The organism is Shewanella sp. SP2S2-6, from assembly GCF_031931965.1.
GTDB lineage: Bacteria > Pseudomonadota > Gammaproteobacteria > Enterobacterales > Shewanellaceae > Shewanella > Shewanella baltica.
The window spans coordinates 53,684-71,317 of sequence record NZ_JAUOEQ010000017.1; the positions used below are offsets into that span (position 1 = coordinate 53,684).

General features: G+C 48.3%; 23 protein-coding genes and 1 other RNA gene. All 24 read left to right on the plus strand.

Features of this window, described 5'->3' with window-relative positions; all coding sequences use genetic code 11:
* Positions 1–95 precede the first annotated feature (95 nt).
* Complete coding sequence (locus tag Q4Q57_RS13010; RefSeq protein WP_219233604.1) at positions 96–323, plus strand: hypothetical protein; 228 nt, start codon at positions 96–98, stop codon at positions 321–323.
* Positions 316–2,532: a DNA-binding protein gene (locus tag Q4Q57_RS13015; RefSeq protein ID WP_311891063.1), complete on the plus strand. Its 2,217-nt coding sequence runs from the start codon at positions 316–318 to the stop codon at positions 2,530–2,532. The genes Q4Q57_RS13010 and Q4Q57_RS13015 overlap by 8 nt, the downstream gene beginning before the upstream one ends.
* Positions 2,533–2,592: 60 nt before the next feature.
* Positions 2,593–3,315, plus strand: a complete 723-nt coding sequence (locus Q4Q57_RS13020; RefSeq protein ID WP_311891064.1) for an AAA family ATPase — start codon at positions 2,593–2,595, stop codon at positions 3,313–3,315.
* Positions 3,316–3,320: 5 nt separating this feature from the next.
* Positions 3,321–3,857 (plus strand): hypothetical protein, encoded by a 537-nt coding sequence (locus tag Q4Q57_RS13025; protein WP_311891065.1) that lies wholly within the window; start codon positions 3,321–3,323, stop codon positions 3,855–3,857.
* A complete protein-coding gene (locus Q4Q57_RS13030; protein ID WP_311891066.1) occupies positions 3,854–4,369 on the plus strand; it encodes a hypothetical protein in 516 nt (171 codons plus the stop codon). Before Q4Q57_RS13025 ends, Q4Q57_RS13030 begins: the two co-directional genes overlap by 4 nt.
* A 1-nt stretch (position 4,370) precedes the next feature.
* Positions 4,371–4,583 carry a hypothetical protein gene (locus Q4Q57_RS13035; protein WP_063884365.1) on the plus strand — a complete coding sequence of 71 codons (213 nt, stop codon included), beginning with the start codon at positions 4,371–4,373 and terminating at the stop codon, positions 4,581–4,583.
* Position 4,584: 1 nt separating this feature from the next.
* Complete coding sequence (locus Q4Q57_RS13040) at positions 4,585–5,220, plus strand: DUF3164 family protein (RefSeq protein WP_006087235.1); 636 nt, start codon at positions 4,585–4,587, stop codon at positions 5,218–5,220.
* A 19-nt stretch (positions 5,221–5,239) separates the two neighbouring features.
* The gene (locus Q4Q57_RS13045; RefSeq protein ID WP_311891067.1) at positions 5,240–5,548 is read left to right on the plus strand and encodes a hypothetical protein; all 309 of its coding nucleotides are present in this window, start codon (positions 5,240–5,242) and stop codon (positions 5,546–5,548) included.
* Positions 5,549–5,550: 2 nt separating this feature from the next.
* Positions 5,551–5,623: hammerhead ribozyme type II (locus Q4Q57_RS13050), an RNA gene on the plus strand.
* Positions 5,624–5,653: 30 nt separating this feature from the next.
* Positions 5,654–5,875, plus strand: coding sequence for a hypothetical protein (locus Q4Q57_RS13055; RefSeq protein WP_131524992.1), 222 nt, complete (start codon positions 5,654–5,656; stop codon positions 5,873–5,875).
* Complete coding sequence (locus Q4Q57_RS13060; RefSeq protein WP_311891068.1) at positions 5,869–6,519, plus strand: regulatory protein GemA; 651 nt, start codon at positions 5,869–5,871, stop codon at positions 6,517–6,519. Before Q4Q57_RS13055 ends, Q4Q57_RS13060 begins: the two co-directional genes overlap by 7 nt.
* The gene (locus tag Q4Q57_RS13065; protein ID WP_012197065.1) at positions 6,512–6,967 is read left to right on the plus strand and encodes a Mor transcription activator family protein; all 456 of its coding nucleotides are present in this window, start codon (positions 6,512–6,514) and stop codon (positions 6,965–6,967) included. Before Q4Q57_RS13060 ends, Q4Q57_RS13065 begins: the two co-directional genes overlap by 8 nt.
* Before the next feature lie 138 nt (positions 6,968–7,105).
* Positions 7,106–9,607, plus strand: a complete 2,502-nt coding sequence (locus tag Q4Q57_RS13070) for a hypothetical protein (RefSeq protein ID WP_311891069.1) — start codon at positions 7,106–7,108, stop codon at positions 9,605–9,607.
* Positions 9,608–9,699: 92 nt separating this feature from the next.
* Positions 9,700–10,038 (plus strand): hypothetical protein, encoded by a 339-nt coding sequence (locus Q4Q57_RS13075; protein ID WP_311891070.1) that lies wholly within the window; start codon positions 9,700–9,702, stop codon positions 10,036–10,038.
* Positions 10,028–10,597, plus strand: coding sequence for a lysozyme (locus Q4Q57_RS13080; RefSeq protein WP_311891071.1), 570 nt, complete (start codon positions 10,028–10,030; stop codon positions 10,595–10,597). The genes Q4Q57_RS13075 and Q4Q57_RS13080 overlap by 11 nt, the downstream gene beginning before the upstream one ends.
* Complete coding sequence (locus Q4Q57_RS13085; RefSeq protein WP_311891072.1) at positions 10,594–11,139, plus strand: hypothetical protein; 546 nt, start codon at positions 10,594–10,596, stop codon at positions 11,137–11,139. Before Q4Q57_RS13080 ends, Q4Q57_RS13085 begins: the two co-directional genes overlap by 4 nt.
* A gap of 123 nt (positions 11,140–11,262) precedes the next feature.
* The gene (locus tag Q4Q57_RS13090) at positions 11,263–11,487 is read left to right on the plus strand and encodes a hypothetical protein (RefSeq protein ID WP_226058535.1); all 225 of its coding nucleotides are present in this window, start codon (positions 11,263–11,265) and stop codon (positions 11,485–11,487) included.
* A complete protein-coding gene (locus tag Q4Q57_RS13095; protein ID WP_311891073.1) occupies positions 11,484–11,822 on the plus strand; it encodes a DUF2730 domain-containing protein in 339 nt (112 codons plus the stop codon). Before Q4Q57_RS13090 ends, Q4Q57_RS13095 begins: the two co-directional genes overlap by 4 nt.
* Entirely contained in the window at positions 11,822–12,118 is a 297-nt protein-coding gene (locus Q4Q57_RS13100) for a hypothetical protein (RefSeq protein WP_006087224.1), read from the plus strand. The genes Q4Q57_RS13095 and Q4Q57_RS13100 overlap by 1 nt, the downstream gene beginning before the upstream one ends.
* A 2-nt stretch (positions 12,119–12,120) precedes the next feature.
* Positions 12,121–12,375: a hypothetical protein gene (locus Q4Q57_RS13105; protein ID WP_311891074.1), complete on the plus strand. Its 255-nt coding sequence runs from the start codon at positions 12,121–12,123 to the stop codon at positions 12,373–12,375.
* The gene (locus Q4Q57_RS13110) at positions 12,365–12,934 is read left to right on the plus strand and encodes a DUF3486 family protein (protein WP_012089151.1); all 570 of its coding nucleotides are present in this window, start codon (positions 12,365–12,367) and stop codon (positions 12,932–12,934) included. Before Q4Q57_RS13105 ends, Q4Q57_RS13110 begins: the two co-directional genes overlap by 11 nt.
* Before the next feature lie 144 nt (positions 12,935–13,078).
* Positions 13,079–14,719, plus strand: coding sequence for a hypothetical protein (locus tag Q4Q57_RS13115; protein WP_063884378.1), 1,641 nt, complete (start codon positions 13,079–13,081; stop codon positions 14,717–14,719).
* Positions 14,719–16,305, plus strand: a complete 1,587-nt coding sequence (locus Q4Q57_RS13120) for a DUF935 domain-containing protein (protein ID WP_311891075.1) — start codon at positions 14,719–14,721, stop codon at positions 16,303–16,305. The genes Q4Q57_RS13115 and Q4Q57_RS13120 overlap by 1 nt, the downstream gene beginning before the upstream one ends.
* Positions 16,298–17,629: a phage minor head protein gene (locus Q4Q57_RS13125; protein WP_311891076.1), complete on the plus strand. Its 1,332-nt coding sequence runs from the start codon at positions 16,298–16,300 to the stop codon at positions 17,627–17,629. Before Q4Q57_RS13120 ends, Q4Q57_RS13125 begins: the two co-directional genes overlap by 8 nt.
* The last annotated feature ends 5 nt before the right edge of the window (positions 17,630–17,634 follow it).

Sequence of the window (17,634 nt, forward strand, 5' to 3'; positions counted from 1 at the left end):
TATTCGCAATACGTTACGCAGTGCGTAACGTATTGTAGTTAAACTGCGTTCGTTCGCAATGCGAACGTAATCAAAATATTAGCACGGTAATTCTTATGAAGATAGAAAGCGCTCGTCATATACATGCAGCCTTGCTCGCAAATGGACAAAGCTGCCGTGCGTGGGCGATTACGCATGGATACAACCCAAGGACGGTTCAGAAGTGCGTTCAATGGTTTGCACCTAATACAGGCCGTAAACCTAAACGCTTAAAAGCCATTCAGATCATGGCTGCTTTATCTGAATACCTTGGTGTTGATTTAGTGGGAGAGCACCATGACTAAGGAATGGTTTAGCACTGTAGAAATTGCAGAGCTATTGGATGTCGGGGATAGACGCGTCCGCGATAGGGCAAAACATGAGAACTGGCAAAAGCAAAGGCGACAAGGGCTAGGTGGTGGATTTGAATATCACCTAAATAGTCTGCCGCTTGAGGCTCGTCAGAAGCTGGCAAAACAGGAAGCGGAGCAGATAGCAAAATCTCCATCGTCCCTGATGCGTGCGGGATCTGCTGTTGCCAAACTGCAAATGCCTGCAGTGAGTCAAACAGAAAAAGCCAAGAGCATTCAGCAGTTTATAAATCTACCTGATAAAGCGCAAAAGCGGGCTGATGCAAAGATGCTCATCGTCAATGCCAAGGCAAAATTTTGCATGCCTTACCTTGAGGTGCGTAAGCTCGTTGATGGTGAAAAAGCATTCTGCGAAGCGTATGCCAAACGTTCGATTGCACTACCTGAGTGGGTATTCTCAGTTATTAGCAGCGTTTCAGTTGTCACGATCCGCCGTTGGGAAAACGTATTAACAAAAGAGGGCGTTAGCGCACTCGCAGGTAAATACAAAGTCGAGCGTCCATGTTTATTGAATGACGAGCCCGATTTAGCCGACTTCTTAAAGGGGCTGATCACTGCCAAACCGCATCTAGCTGGCAAGGCAAAGCAGCTTAGAAAGCTAGCCGAGATCTATGCAATAAAAACCGACATGCCTTGGCAGATCCCAAGTATCTCCAGTATTCGCCGCTGGGTGAATAAATGGATAAGCCAGAATCAAGCAGCCTTTACTTTCACTACAAACCCTAAAAAATTCAACGATAAATACCGGACAGCGGTTGAGCAAACCTATTCTTGGATGGCTGCGCCAAACGATGTATGGGAATTTGACTCAACCCCAGTCGATGCCATGTTGAAAGAAGGCCGACACACCATTATTGCGGTGATCGACTGCTTCACACGTCGCGTCAAACTGCTTGTTTCGCCTACTTCATCAAGCGAAGGCATTTGCCTTTTAATGCGCAAGACCTTACTGGCTTGGGGAGTTCCAAACCAAGGCGGCTTAATGCGTACCGATAACGGTAGCGATTATGTCAGCCAGCGAACCACGAGCATCTATCACTTACTCGACTTAGAACAAAGCCGAGCTAACCCATACTCAGGTTGGGAAAAGCCCTTTATCGAACGTTTCTTTAAGACGCTCAGCCATGATCTTATTGAGTTACTGCCTGGCTACATTGGCCATAACGTCAATGATCGCGAGGCTATTGAGGCTCGAAAAGAATTTGCGGTACGCCTTAAAGAGCGCAACAAGAAAGAAAATGAGAAAGCGGATTACGATCTCCGTATGACGCAACCGGAATTGCAGCAACTGCTTGATAATTGGGTTGATGCCTATTATCACCTCCGCGCACACGATGGCTTAAAGGGTAAAACACCCAATGAAGTCTATCGCGCAGCTCAATATCAAGTGCGGGCTGTCGAACATCCTGAAGCCTTAGATCTCCTGCTTAACCACGTCGGCGAGTACACCATCCTTAAGGGCTTTATTAAAGCGGGAGGATTGCGTTATACGGCACCGGAAATGTTGGAGCATGAATGGAAAGGGCAACGAGTTCGAGTATTCCTCGATCCAACGGATGTCGCTCGAGCGTTTATATACCCGATCAATAATTGGGAAACCCGAATCGAAGCTGTTGATAGCCGTCTTTTAGGTCAAGAGATCAGCCCTGCGGCTTATCGTCAAACCAAAAAAGAAGAAGCCAAGGCATTGCGTAGTTTCAGGGCCGAAATGAAGCAACTCGCTAAAACGTTCAACATAGGCGAGATCCATCAAACCGTCATTGAACACTATGCCAAGCAGGCTAAGTCACTAGTCGAGTTTCCAACCCAGCCAATAGCCCATCAAAACCCCAGCTTAATGGCATTAACTGAGGCTGCTGAGCAGCTCGTTAAAACTAATAAGCCTGGATATAGCGACCAACAAATTGAGCATTTACGCCAGAAGCGTAAAGCGATTGAAGAACGTAAAAACACCATTAATCAACAGCATGCAACCTTAGTGCGTAATGAGCACGAAAAGGCACGTTTGCTTGCCGCTGAATCACTCAACCGTGAATTAACGCCAAAGGAGGATGCATTCCTAAAGGATTACAAAAAGCACAACAAGTTAGGGGCAAAACGCATTGATGAAATCATGGGCCATAAGCGCAGAGCGACCAACTGAGCACTTATGACCCACAACGGCCATGAAGGCCATAAAACTAAAGCAAATGGAGTATACAAAATGAAAGCAGTGATCGCACCTGTAAAAAATGTCCTGACAGCCCAAGACGCCTTCGACAACCTTTGTACCCGAGGCATAGGTGTACCAGGTCTCGGTTTGTACCATGGCCCAAGTGGCTTTGGTAAAACAACTGCAACCACTTATCTGTTTAACCAAGTGAACGGTATCTATGTTCGGGCTATGGCCACAGACAGTGCCAGTACGCTAATGAACCGCATTGTCGGCGAACTCGGATCGAGCGGCATGTGGCGCATTAATAAGATGGTCGATTTCACTATCGAGCAAATGAGCATGTACGAACGCCCGCTGTTTATCGATGAAGCCGACTACCTCATGTCGGACGTTCGAATGCTTGAAACCGTGCGCGATCTCTACGACAACACCGAAGTCCCAGTGATCCTCATTGGTATGGACCAAATCGCCCGCCGTATCAGCACACGCAAACAGTTCTTTAACCGTATTTCAGAGTGGGTTGAGTTTCGACCAGCCGACTTAGATGACGTCATGGTGATGGCGGATTCCCTCTTAGACAACGACATCAAAGTCGAACCTGAACTCCTTGATGAACTGCGTAAAGCCAGCAGTGGTGAGGCTCGTCGCATTGTCATTGGCCTTAATCAAATCGAACGTCTCGCCAAAATGAACGAACTTGATTACGTCACAGCAGAACACTGGGGGGCACAGCCATTCCATGGTGCTCGACGTCCAAGCCTTGTGGGTTAAGCGTTATGGCACAAGTCAAACGCTCAACCCCGTTAAGGCATAGCGCATGGTTGTTTATGTGCTGTTGTCGCAACCGAAAAGTCAGCTTTAGTGCTGAACAAGTTGGCGATGCATCGGGAATGCCCAAGTGTCTCGCGAATCGCTTTTTGCGTGATTTGTATCGAGAAGGGCGCTTAACACTCGAATGGAAAGGGCGTACAGGGCTGACAAACCGCTACTGGTTAAACGATGACAGCCCGTTAAAGCGCCAGTCTCAGTTCGCCAAGATTAAGGTGAATCAACGGATCTGGAACAGCTGCCGCATCATGCGCAATTTTTCGATTGAAGAAATCATGGTCACAGCCAGGGTGGCGCGTTCAACCGTAAAGCGTTACCTCAACGCCCTGCAACGGGCAGGCTTGATCCGCATCAGAGCTATCGAGGAGGAAATGGTCATTTATCACCTCAACGTTGACTGTGGCGCTTTAGCACCAGAGCTAATCGATGACGGTATTTATGCACCAACCAAATCGAAGTTTTATCCCTATAGGGAGGCGCTATGAACAAGGACAATTGGTTCCAAGTGCTTGAGTTAAAAGTCAGTGAGAGTAGCCAAGCGCAGATTGCCAGAGAGCTAGGTGTCAGTCCGACCATGCTTAATCAGGTCCTGCTGAACAAATACAAAGGCAATATCGACACCATTAAAAATCGTGTCGAAGGGCGCTACTTACGTCACCACGTACAGTGCCCCGTTGCAGGACAAATCAGCGTTGATACCTGCCGCGACAATCAAGAACGGCCTTTTAGCTCTACCAACCCACAACGCGTCCGGCTCTATCGCGCCTGTCGCGGTGGCTGCCCACATTCGCAGTTAAAGCAGTCGGCAGTAACACAGAGGATCGATGTGCAATCAGCGACAGACAGTCGTTACAACGTAGAGGAACAGCTCGCGTTTTGTCGCCGACTCGCCCAGGGCGATCAACTACAGCATATCGAACTACTCGAAAGAGAATTGCAAAAGGTGGCTAACCGCCTAAATAGCGCCCTTTGGGATAACAAATGGAAAGGTAAATAACATGCAAACAAAAGCTATCAATGTGATTGCCGCCTTAAGGCTTCGTGGGATGAAGGTCGTTAGCCAGCATCGCGGTGTTATCCAAATTGACGTTCCAAGCCGTGATTTTAAACGCATGGCAGTTGAGATTATCGAGAATATAAAAGGCATTCGTCGCCGTTGTATGGCGGTGCAATTTCATGGCGTGACAGTGCGCTGGAATGAGGACAAATAAGATGAACACACAAGAACAAACCCACAACCAAGCCGCTATTCCGCAGGGCTATCGCAAAAACGCGGTAGGCGATTTGGTGCATGAAGATCGTATTAAGCCCGTGGATAAACTGCGCGATGAAGTGGTGCTGGCTATTGTCGGTTCTGCCAAAGAACTGCGTGAACAGATGCTTAATTTCAAACTGATGACTATGGCGCAAATTGATGGCTTTGCCGAACTATCGGCCAGTGAATATGGCGTTAAGGTCGGTGGCAGTAAGGGCAATATTTTACTTACTAGCTTTGATGGCAAGTACCAAGTGCGCCGTGCAGTGGGTGAACATCGCGTATTTGATGAGCGCATTCAAACCGCTAAAACCTTGATTGATGATTGCATTAAAAGCTGGAGTGGTGGCGCGGATACCCGCCTGATGGCGATGGTTGAGCATGCCTTTCGGGTAAACCAGCAAGGCCGAATCGACGTTAACCAAGTGCTCAGTCTGCGCCAGCTGGATATCGACGATGCCAACTGGAAACGGGCCATGGACGCTATAGCCGACGCGATTCAAATCACAGGCACTAGCCAGTACCTGCGCCTATATGAGCGTCAGCCTAATGGCAAATACACCCAACTACCACTGGATATCAGCACCCTTTAGGGTGAGCAAGGAGCACATCATGACACTCAGCACACAATCCGGCATTCAACACCTATTCGATGACAACCAAGCAGCACTCGATCGGGTGGCGTTTCAATTACGCCAAGCGACCTTACTTGAAGCCAGCTTTGACAATCTGCGCAGCGAGCTCAGTGGCCTAGCCGCTGAAAGGCCGCATTACTGCTTGATGATGTGCGCCGCTCTGCTCAATGCGCTCAAGGAGTTAAGCCAAGAGTTTGCGGGCGAGCGCCGCGCTGTGATCGCCTTTTTTATGGAGAAATCACTCAATAATTTGGAGCTGCTAGAGCCAAAGCCAGCAATGCGTTAACCCAGCGAAACCCGCTCCAGTCATTGGAGCGAGGTCTGTCTAATGTAGTGATTAGGCACTGATGAGCAGCTAACCCAAAGAGTACTAATTTAAAGAGCGAACAAGATGACACCTTACGCTAAACGCTTACTCAAATATGCCATTGCGAACTGCCCAGTTAGGCCCGTTCGTAAGGGGAAAACTAAGGCTGAACTGCTCGCCGATCGTGAGCTTTGGGCTGTTAACTTTCTAAATGCAGCAACGCCGAACTGGCAGCAGCTTAAGAGTCAGCCTAAAGCCATCAAGATAGTATCCAGTGCGACAACCGATGAGGATGACGAATGTTAGAAACTAATCAAAAAGCCCCTGTGCAGACTAATGCGCAGGCGCACCCAGTCGCTCAACACCCTAGTACTCAACAGAAGAAGCGCCTGATCACTTTAATCAATGTGGCTAAGGGATCGTTGCAGCTCGATGAAGCCATCTACCGCGCCATGCTGAAAAATGCCACGGGTAAAGATTCCTTGCGGGCAATGAACTTGCCAGAGCTTGAACAGGCGCTAGAAGTGTTTAAACAAAAGGGCTTTAAACCCATAGGCTCTAAACAAGGGCCAACCAACAATAAAACAGCGGTTAAACGCCGTTTAAGTCCTGCTGCGGGTAAAAGTAAATTGGCAAGCATAGATAAAATACGTGCCATTTGGATCACTATGGGCCACCACTTAGTTATCCAGGATAACAGTGAATCGGCGCTTGATGCCTATGTGCGTCGCATGACGCTACGTAGTAAAAGTGAAGGCGTGGATGCCACCGCTTGGATGACAGAACAGCAAGCCTACAAGGTACTTGAAAGCCTGAAAAACTGGCATAAGCGCGTACTTATCGAGCGCATTATTGTCCGTGGTGAGCGGCTAAAGATGAATGAAGCTGGTACACGCCCCGCAAACTATGAAGTGATCGTTGCGCAATACGAGGGGCATGACCATGAGTAAGAGCATCCTAAACGCGGTTAGTATTCCCGAAAACCAATTGGATTTATTGTCCACCAGTGCCGCCGAGCTGGAACAAGCCCTCGAAACCTTAGCCACGCTAAAGCCTGACGAGCGTGAGGACTTCATTCGCCGCTGGCCCTCAACCCTGCAAAGCCTGTGCGATGTGATGCGCCAAACCCTAAAACAATACGATATTGATAATGCGGATAATGTGAGTGAAGCCTTAGCCACCAGCCTAAGCGCCTACCTAGGCGGGCGCGACATCTATATCCCCAATGGCGAACGCCTTAAGGATGCGCTGCGGGATATCCGTATTTGGCGCGAGTTTAAGGGTAATAACCTAGAGCAGTTAAGCCGCGACTATGGCCTAACCGAACGCCGGATTAGTCAAATAGTGGCAGAGCAAAGAGCTGCATTTGTGGCGAGGAAGCAAAGGAGATTGTTTTAATTATATAGCCAATTTTAGTTGATTACTGCAGATGATTCTTTAGAACCGTTGAACGTAAAATTGAATGTTACATGATGATACCACAAGCTCTTTTATTAGGGTAATATCCAATCAACGTTTGATTTTATTGGCTTTAAAATGAGCATTGAGCTACTTACTTCTGTTTTGTTAGAACTTGGAATTGTATCTAATTTCGTCAATGTTGTGAGTGATACTTTTACTTTGATTGTAGGCTTCGTGGCCATTGGTATTCCATTGTCTATACAAATAGCTAGTGGGGTCACGGAAAAATACGATAGTTCATTGTTAGCAGAAAGACTTACTAAAGGTTCATTTGTTCAACCAACATCAATAATTGTGGCTTCAATTATTTATATATTTTTAAGCTTATACCTTAAAACTACCGTAAAGGACAGTAGTAGTCATTTATCGCAAGAGCTAGTAACAAACTTGGTTACTCTTTTGCTTTTTATCTTTTTTTGGACGGTAACTGCAGCTGCATGGTTTTATATTCGGCTATATCGTCGAACACTGGTTACGACAGAAGTTTACATTAGAGATTTCTTAATGTTGAATAATTCATTGTTTGTTAGAGCCATCATTAAACTCGTGGTGCTATCTAAACAGGGGGCGTATTTCACAAAACTCAAAAGAAAAAATGATGGAAGTTACTTTTATTACTCAAAAATATCTTCGAATAAGTTAGGTTATGTAAGTGCTGGGCTGGAAGTTCTAATTGAACAGCTGAAAAACAAAAGTTGGGAGAGCAATTTTGTAGAGATTTTATTTTCCTTTCATAAAAGAATAGTAAAAACCTATTTTGATGCTCAAAGTCCTCAAGTTAGATTGTCTGAGATAGACGTGAAGTTTATTAAGTTGTACTGGGATGCCTTAGTTCGAATTACAAGGGTTTCTAGAGAAGCTGAAGACGCAAAGTTATCGTTTCACTCTCAGAGATTGCTGGCACAAATGATATCTCATATAGTTCATCACCCTCAGTATAATACTTTAGTTGCGGAATCTTATTCTTTAACCTCTGATAATAGGATAAATTGGTCTTCAGACTTGTACGAGATTGCACGATGGCAAGGACTTCAATCTGGAAAGGGGATCGATTTAGTTCTTGAATGTGAATGGTTTCGTGATGTTTTTGGTATATTTAATCATGTTAATATGAGAGGGGAACTCAACGGAGTTCTAACAGCTACTCGAACGGTCGTAGATATCTTTAATATTGTGGCTCAAGATCATCCTTATAAAATCCTTACTGTCTATAAAAACATTTCTGAAAATTTAAATGGCCATTTACACTCGAACTATATCTTTTATCAACCTACGGATAAGCGGAAACGATGGATTTTAAAATTTTGGCGTGATTTTAACAATACTGAATATACTATTGATAAATTGAGTGATTTCGAAGATAAAATCAGGTCTCTTTCAAATGGAGGAGCATATTTAAAATATGGGGAGTTTTCTGTATCAACACCTCTAAATGATGAGGATATTGGACTTTCTCTTAAAGCCATTGATAGTGAAAGCTTATATGATGATATTTTTTTGAGATACATGAAGAGAATTGGTTGGGAAATGGCTGCAAGGTTTGCATTCTATCAGCGATGGCAGGAATTTTATGACTGTTTAGAGTGGAAACAGCCTCGTGAGTCAAGTGCTTGTTATCTTGGTCAGTCCTTGTTTGCTAGCAGTGCCACTGAGCTTTTAGATTTGATTTTCAGAGATTTTGATTATATTGAAGAACATCATCGGTTTCATGACAGGTATGAAATTTCAGCTTTTGTATTTAGAGCCGTTCTATATCAACTTTGCTATTTTAGTTCACGAGGAAATGTCGTTGGTCTAGTTTACAATGACGGAACGTATGAGGACGGTGAAAAACAAAAAAGCATATTGCTAAATTTAATTAAGCAAAGAGAACATGTAAAATTTGTTGGTTTTGATGAAAAAGTATTGACTTCAGTTATGGATGATATAAATAGCTCAATTAAGGGAATTGATGAACGCGTGTTGCGTGACATTCTCGGTAAACCTATAGATTTAGGTAATTGGGTGATACTAAAGGATTCTTTAGTAAAAGGCTGGCAGGAAAACTCTGAACTTTTGGGTATCCTAAATGTGCGTTATGTGACGGAAATTTTAAATAACGATACTTGTATCTTAACGCGTTCTATTAAGCGAAAATATCTGATCGACTCTAATGGTCAAAAAGAAGACTTTTATCATTGTGGCCGATTTTTAGTAGATAATCTTTTTCAAAAACTTTACAGTTGTCTTTATGATGTCGCTAAAACTGGCTCTTTGACTGATATTATTATTGATTGTGTTGTTGTTTTCTCATCAAAGAAAACACTGGGAAATTTGGGTTTTAAGATTGGCGAAAGGAACATCTGGGTACATGAAAAGTGTTCAAAATCTTTTGGTTATCTTGCCGACGATGAAAAAACTTTAGTTATTGATAATAAAAATGTTGCAATTAACTTGAGTTTAAACCCACTTTGGTCCGAGTTTAGTAGCGCAGTTTTTTCTTATTTTATTGATACTAATGAAGATGAGGTAGAGCTGAAAGTTGAGGTTTTCTATGAGATTGCTCTTAAAAATGATAGTGGAGTATTAGTTATATAGTGTCAGCTAATTGATAGTCCCGAAACCTTTCCAATCCGCTCCATCCCCTTAAGCCGAGACAATGAACCCATGTTCACTGTCTCGGTTTTTTTATGGCCTTTGTCACCCACAATACTTCTCGTAAATGCCAGAGTCGCAGCGGCGTTAACAGTATGCCGATTGCGAATTTTCGCCCCTCTGGCTTTCACATCAGTCGGATACAAAACCGAGTCTATCGTCAGTGTGCCAAAGACGGGTTTAATGCCCGCCTTCGTGCAGAGTTAGCGGCCGAGTTAGCAGGCGTTGTGCCCGCCACCGTACCCTTGTACAGCCACAGTCTCACCCGTCAAAGCTACTTTGAACAAGGCTGGCATGCCGTCACTCACCTCCATATTTTAAAAGCCCGCGAGCAACGCAAGGCACAAGCTATGGCGGTGCCTAATGAACAGTAAACTCAAGGCGATTTTACTGGCCGCTGGCTTAAGTTCGGCGGCTATCACGGGCGCACAGCTTACCGATAAATGGGAAGGCAATAGCCTGAGCGTCTATGTCGATGCGGTGGGCGTGCTGACCGCCTGCCGTGGCCATACGAGCAAAGACTTAAAGCTTGATCAAACCTTCACCGAGCAGCAATGCATGCAGATCTTTGCCAAGGATATCGCCAAGGAAGATAAGCAGCTGCTCAGCCTCACCGCGCCCGTAACGCTCACCCACAGCGAGCACGCCGCCTATTTATCGTTTTTGCACTGGGCGGGATACGGCAACTTTGCCAGCTCAACCTTGCGTAAAAAGCTGTTAGCTGGCGACAGAGTGGGCGCGTGCAAAGAGCTAACCCAAGCCTGTTCAACCAATAAGCAAACGGGTGAGCGCGTCTGTAATGGCTGGACGTATGGCACCGACCTATTCGGTAACAAGGTGCGCCTAAATGGCCTCATCAAGCGCCGTGCCGAAGAGCAAACCATTTGCCTAAGCGAACTGGGCCTCTCGCAATCAGCTGGGGGCGCGCAATGAATCCATCACAAATCATTAGCACTGTGCAGTGGCTATTTTTGTCACTGGCATTAGTCACCATTGGGCTGATGTACCACCAACAGCAGAGCACTAAGAGCCAGCTCACCCAAGCGTTAACTGACAATGCCGCCCTAAAACAGAGTGCAGACACGCTAGCGGTATGGCTACAAGACGCCAACGTTGAACGCATTGCCCTAAAAGACGAAGGCGAAACCCTCGCCCTACAGGTGCAAACCGTTGAGCAGCAAAAGGCCGCGTTAGCCAACCGCAATCAAGATCTTAACCATCAACTCACCCAGTTACTTGAGGACGCCCAGGATGAACAAACACAAACATGGCGTGTGGCTAGTGTGCCTAACGATGTTGTGCGCGTGTACGACAACGCCGCCCGCTGTGCGTTACGTGCCTATTTACAAGACCCAATATGTGTTGCCGCCCGAAGCACTGATGCGCGAGTGCAACGTCACTCAGGTAGCGCCACAGGTATTGCAGTGCCTGCAAACCCAACAGGTGGTGTGCCTTCGCAACCCTCCGCTCAGTAATCAAGAGTTAGCGGGGCTAATGCTCTCGCTACTCACTGACCTTGGGCAATGCAACCTCGACTGGCAAGCCCTGCACGATTGGCGGCAACGCCATCAAACTGACCAAAAAAAATAGGGAACTCCATGGATAAACCCGATTGGGCTAGCAATATGGAAACCCGCGAGCGAGATGCCTGCGTTGATGCAGTACGGGATGCCGCTAGACACAAACAATACCGCCAAGGTAACGGAATTTGCATTGAGTGCTTAGAGCCTAATGAGCCGCAGCGGCTTAACGAGTTGCGTTGTATCAGTTGCCAACAGGATGAAGATAAGCGCCAAAAGCAGCGCTATGGGAAGCGTTTATGATCGAATCGCTATTTGAATATTTCGGTAAGTATTGGGGCTTCATTGGCAGCGTCATTAGCGTTTTCTGTGCACTGCTAATGGCGTGGTTTAGCACCCGTTTTACCCCGCGCATCGAGCACGAAAAGGTCGTCCAAATGGTGGCCGGAATCGACAAGCGCCTTAGCGAAACTGAAATGCAATTGGAGTACATGCCGACCCGTGACGAACTGCATGCGCTCGATAAAACCCTCACAGGTTTAGGTGAGCGCTTTGGCGCAATGGAACAAGGCATTAGGCGTTTAGAAACCAAGACCGACATGCTTATCGAAAACGAACTGAAAGGAGGCCACCAATAATGGCGATGCAGCAAATTATCAATGAGCACCAACGCCTTGTAGTGCTTCGATTACTGACCGAGGCGGGAGCCTTTGCACTCAATGAGTCCATCTTACAAGATGGCTTAAATGCCTACGGCCTCGATATTAGCCGCGATGCCTTGCTGGTGCAGCTGGCTTGGCTTAACGAGCAAGGGCTGATTAAAACCGAGTTAGTGGGCAAAGTGACTACGGCCACGCTAACAGGTCGCGGCCAAGATGTGGCGACAGGCCGCGCAGTTGTGCCAGGGGTTAAACGTCCACGGGCGGGAGAGTAGCCATGGCAAGATCAATCCTAAATCGTGGTGAGCTTGCAGGCATCCGCTTAGTGGCGGATTTGTTTGTGATCCGCGAACTAGAAAAGAACGTGCTTGCTAAAAACGAGCACGTTAAGCCGCACATCAAAGCGCTAGACCAGCGCCTTAAAAAGGCGGTTCCCAAGGTGTTTGCGGCAGAAGCCGAACTACAGAAGCAAGTCCACTTAGTTCGTGCGCAGTGGCTGCGAGAATGGGAGGGGTTAGACGATGGCGAGTGAAACCCGAGGCCGACGCTCTAAAGTGGATTTACTGCCAGATCCTATCCGCAAAAAGCTCGATGCGGGGCTGCGTAATGGCTCGATTCAGCAGATTGATTTGCTCGATGAAATCAATGCGCTGATTAAAGCCGCAGGCTTGCCTGAGGAAAACCAGCTTTCCCGCGCGGGCATTAACCGCTATGCCACCAAGATGGAGGCCGTGGGCAAATCCCTGCGTGAAATGCGTGAGATCACCCAAGTGTGGACTGCAGAGCTAGGCGATAAACCGACTGGCGAAGTCACCAAGCTTATCCTCGAAATGGCGCGTTCGCAGCTGTTTAAAGCCCTATTAAACCAAGATGAAACGGGCGAAGGTGCCGACGTTGGCATGATTAAAGACGCCATGTTAGCAGTGCAGCGTTTGGAGTCTGCTGCCATGGCCAGCCATAAGCGCGAGAAAGAGATCCGCACCGCGTTCGCGGCCGAAGCGGCTAATGCCGCCGAGAAGGTCGCGAAAACCGCAGGCTTAACCAGTGATGCCGTGGCCTTGCTTAAACGTGAAATCTTGGGGATTGCATGATGAGCGTAACCACTATTGCCACTATTCATTACTTATGCCACTGGATACTAATCACTGCGCCGTGTTCCACAGCAGTGCTTGGATTGATGGACGGTATCAAATCTGAATTACCCAGGATCAGAAAAGAATATTGGGGATTGCCTGATGACCATTAAAAAAAAGGTGTTAGCGGCCGCGACTGCGGTAGCGCTAGCCATCACGCCAACGGCAAGCAGCTTTGATCCCACGTATGAGGCAAGTTGCCTAAGTCGCTTTGATCCTAAAGAGGTGCTGCTCGGTTATCAGAAACGCTGGATAGCCGATGAGTCACCGCTGAAAATTGCCGAAAAGTCGCGCCGAACTGGACTCACTTGGGCCGAAGCTGCCGATGCTTCTTTAACTGCTGGCGCTGCCCGTGGCCAAGGCGGGACTAACCATTTTTATGTGGGCAGTAACAAGGAGATGGCGCGGGAATTTATCGACGCTGCGGCCATGTGGGCCAAAGTATTTGATAAGGCCGCAGGCGAAATCCAAGAAGAAGTGTTTGTTGATGAAGGCCAAGACGGTAAAGAGATCCTGACCTTTGCCATTTACTTTGCCTCAGGTTTCAAGGTGCAGGCGCTATCGAGTAATCCCTCGAACCTGCGCGGTATGCAAGGCAATGTGACCATTGATGAAGCCGCGTTTCACGAGCGCTTGGCCGAAGTGCTAAAAGCGGCATTGGCGCTGACCATGTGGGGCGCGAAGGTACGCTTGATCTCCACCCATAATGGCATTGATAACCAGTTCAATGAGCTGATTAATGATTCCCGTGCGGGTAAAAAAGATTACTCCATTCACCGCGTCACCTTAGATGATGCCTGTAATGAGGGGCTGTATAAGCGTATTTGCCAAGTGCGCGGCATCGAATGGAGCCAAGCGGCCGAGGATGACTGGAAAGCGAAATTACTCAAAGCAACAGCCACAGAAGAGGATGCATTAGAAGAATACTTCTGTGTGCCAAAGTCGGGCGGTGGTGCCTATCTTAACCGCGCGTTAATCGAAGCCCGCATGGCCAGCGTGACGGATAGCGGCCCCGTTATTCGCCTTAAAAAAGACGATGCTTTTGGACAATGGCCAGAGGGTTTACGGGCGGCGGAGATCCTTAAGTGGTGTGAGGATGAACTAAAGCCGGTTCTCGATAGCTTAGACCCTGCACGCCCCCATTGCTTTGGTGAAGACTTTGCCCGTAGTGGTGACTTAACTGTGATTGACGTGGGGGAAATCGCCCAAGATCTCCACATCAAAACCAAGTTACAGGTCGAGCTTAAAAACATTCCCTTTCGCCAGCAAGAGCAGATCCTGTTTTACATTGTGGACCGCTTACCACGGCTGAGGGGCGGCGCGATGGATGCGCGCGGGAATGGCCAAGCGTTAGCGGAATACGCCCAGGATAAATACGGCAGTGAAGTGATCGCCTGTGTGATGCTATCTGAGTCCTTTTACCGCGAGCAAATGCCACGCTTTAAAAGCCACTTTGAAGACGGGCTTATCACTATCCCAAGGGATGACGACACCAGTACTGACCTGCGGGCCTTAAGCATTAACCGTCGAGGTACGCCATGCCTTGGCGATGTGCGGACAGGCCAAGAAAAAGAACGCCATGGTGATGCCGCGATCAGCCTGTTCTTGATGGTATACGCCTCCACCTTAGACGGTGCCCCCATAGAGTTCACCCCCATTCCTAGAAGTGATCACCGCAATCCGAATGCCGCAGCAAGTGCCCATGAGGATGATGATCATCAAACGCAGCGAGGTTGCTGGTAATGCAAGAAAAAACAACTGAATCACGTATTTTGGACGCCAGTGGTCGGCCGTTTAAGCAGCGTGAAGCCAAAGCACTGCAGACCGACGATGTGCGTTTAATTGGCTTGCAACGTACCTTTAGCCAGCACCCCAGTAGCGGCTTGACGCCCGCCAGTGCGGCCAATATTTTGCAGGCCGCCGAGCAAGGCGATCTCATTGCTCAATGTGAACTGGCCGAAGATATCGAAGAGAAAGACGGCCACCTTTATGCCGAGTTAGACAAGCGGAAACGGGCGTTGATCGGCGTGGACTACTATTTAATGCCACCCCGTAACCCGACGCCACAGGAAAAGGCCGACACTGAATATCTGCAAGAAATGCTTGAGGAAGGTAACTGGATAAAGACGATCATTAAGTCAATGAGTGATGCCATTCTCAAGGGCTTTAGCATGCACGAGTTAGCCTGGACGCGAGAGCTAGGCGAATGGTTTATTGAAGTGCCAGAGTATCGCGATCCGTCTTGGTTTATGACTCACCCTGAGCGGCGCAACGAACTGCGGCTGCGTGATGCCACGGTCAATGGCGCTGACCTGTGGCCCTTTGGTTGGATCAAACATATTCATCCAGCCAAGTCGGGCTATGTTAGCCGCAGTGGTTTAGTGCGTCAGTTAATCTGGCCGTTTATTTTTAAAAACTACAGTGTGCGCGACTTAGCCGAGTTCCTTGAGATCTACGGTTTGCCGCTGCGTATTGGTCAGTATCCAGCGGGTGCCAGCGATGAGGAAAAGCGCGCCCTGTTAAATGCAGTGATGAGCATTGGCCATAACGCGGGTGGCATTATGCCCAAGGGCATGGTGATGGATTTTGAGAGTGCCGCCACAGGTCAAGCCGATCCCTTTGATTTGATGATTAGCTGGGCTGAAAAGACCATGAGCAAGGTGATTTTAGGCGGCACCTTGACCAGCCAAGCCGATGGTAAAAGCTCAACTAATGCGCTCGGTAACGTGCATAACGAAGTGCGCCAAGAGCTGCGTGATGCTGACCTTACCCTGATTGCCGAAACCTTAACCCGCGACTTAGTGGCCCCTTTATATGCGCTTAACTGCAAGAGTTATCAAAGCCACCGTCGTCATCCACGTTTAGTCTTTGATACCACAGAAGCCGAAGACTTACGGGCCTTAGCGTATCCGCTGCGTGCGTTCGTCAGCATGGGCATGCAGATCCCACAAAACTGGCTGCATGAAAAGACCCGTATCCCGAAGCCCGCTAATGGCGAAGCCGTGCTGGTGATCCAGCAAGAAGATCCCAATGCCAGCGCTGCTAACCAGATAGCATTGGCGGCTTTAGCCGCTCAACCGTCTAGTGCCCCGTTGAGTGAACCGAGCCAAACCGCCTTAGATAAAGCCTTGGATGCACTCACTCAAGGTCAAATGAGCGAAGCCTATATGGCGATGGTAGAGCCATTACTGGCACAACTGCAGAGCGAGCCGGAGCAGCTGCGGGCGCAACTGGAAAAGGACTATCCCGCCATGGATACCGAGCAGCTTACCGAAATGCTGGCGCGGTTAATGTTTGTGGCTGAACTGTGGGGCATCGCCAATGCCTAAACCAAGAGTGCCTAAAACCGTTGATTTAAGGATTGCCATTAACCAAGCCCCCGCCGATGCGGTGGCCTATTTCCGTGCCAAAGGCTTTGCTATCAGTGACGATTGGCAAGACGTGTGGACCCGCGCCCACGCCCGTGCGTTTACTGTGGCCAAGGCGGCACAGATGGATGTGCTCACGGCGATCCGTAATGAAGTGGATGCAGCCCTAAGCCAAGGGTTAACCGCTAAGCAGTTTCAGGCCAACCTTAAACCGCAGCTTGAAAAGCTCGGATGGTGGGGTAAAAAGGAAGTCGATGGCCGCGAGGTACAGCTGGGGAGTCCCTACCGCTTAAACACTATCTATCGTCAAAACCTGCAAACCGCCTACATGGCTGGGCGCGATCGGCGCATGTTATCGCGCACTAAAACCCACCCCTATTGGCAGTATGTGGCGATAGATGACGGCCAAACACGGCCAGCCCATGCGCGGCTTAGGGGTAAAGTGTTCCGCTTTGACGATCCAATATGGGACATCATCTATCCGCCAAATGGCTGGGGCTGTCGTTGCCGCGTTCGGGCGTTAACTGAAGCGCAAGTGAAGGCGATGGGGATCACTGTGGAAAATGGCGAAGGTTATATCCAGCGCTTTGACACTGAGACAGTCGCGCGCGGAACGGGTGAAGTATTGACTGTGCCCCATGCGCGGATTGATCTGCCCGATGGCAGCAGCATGAGCCCCGATTTAGGCTGGGCCTATAGCCCAGGCGAAGCCGCCTTTGGTACCGACGTGGCCGTGGCCAAAAAGCTTGGCACTATTCAATCCCTCGATACCCGCGCGCAGTTTATTCAGGCACTCAATAATAGCCCACTTCGCCACGCCCAGTTTGCCCAATGGACGGATGAAGTCCTTGCTGCCAATCCAGAACAACAGCGGCGACTAGGCTTAGGCGTACAGGCTTTAGGTTTTATGACACCCTCGATTCAAGCCGCAGTGACAGGGCGTTTAGGGCGAGAGCCCAGCGTCTTACTTGCGATAAGGGAACGTGAACTGATATTGCAAAGCGCATCGAATAAGTCACTTAGTCGTGAGGCGCTTACGCAGTTACCGTTGATGTTAGCAGAGCCTGAGGCAGTGCTGTGGGACAGCGAGAATCAACATTTGCTGTATGTGTATACCGCTGTTGATGGCACCGAGGGTAATGGCAGCAAGAATAAAGTAATCATCAATAGCGCATGGCAGCTAACGCGCCAGCCTAATGAGGGCCAAGTGCAGTTGCTGATGTTATCGCTAGCTGAATTGCAGCAAGCCCAATACCAAGTGCTTGAAGGCCAGTTAAAAGAGTAGGGATG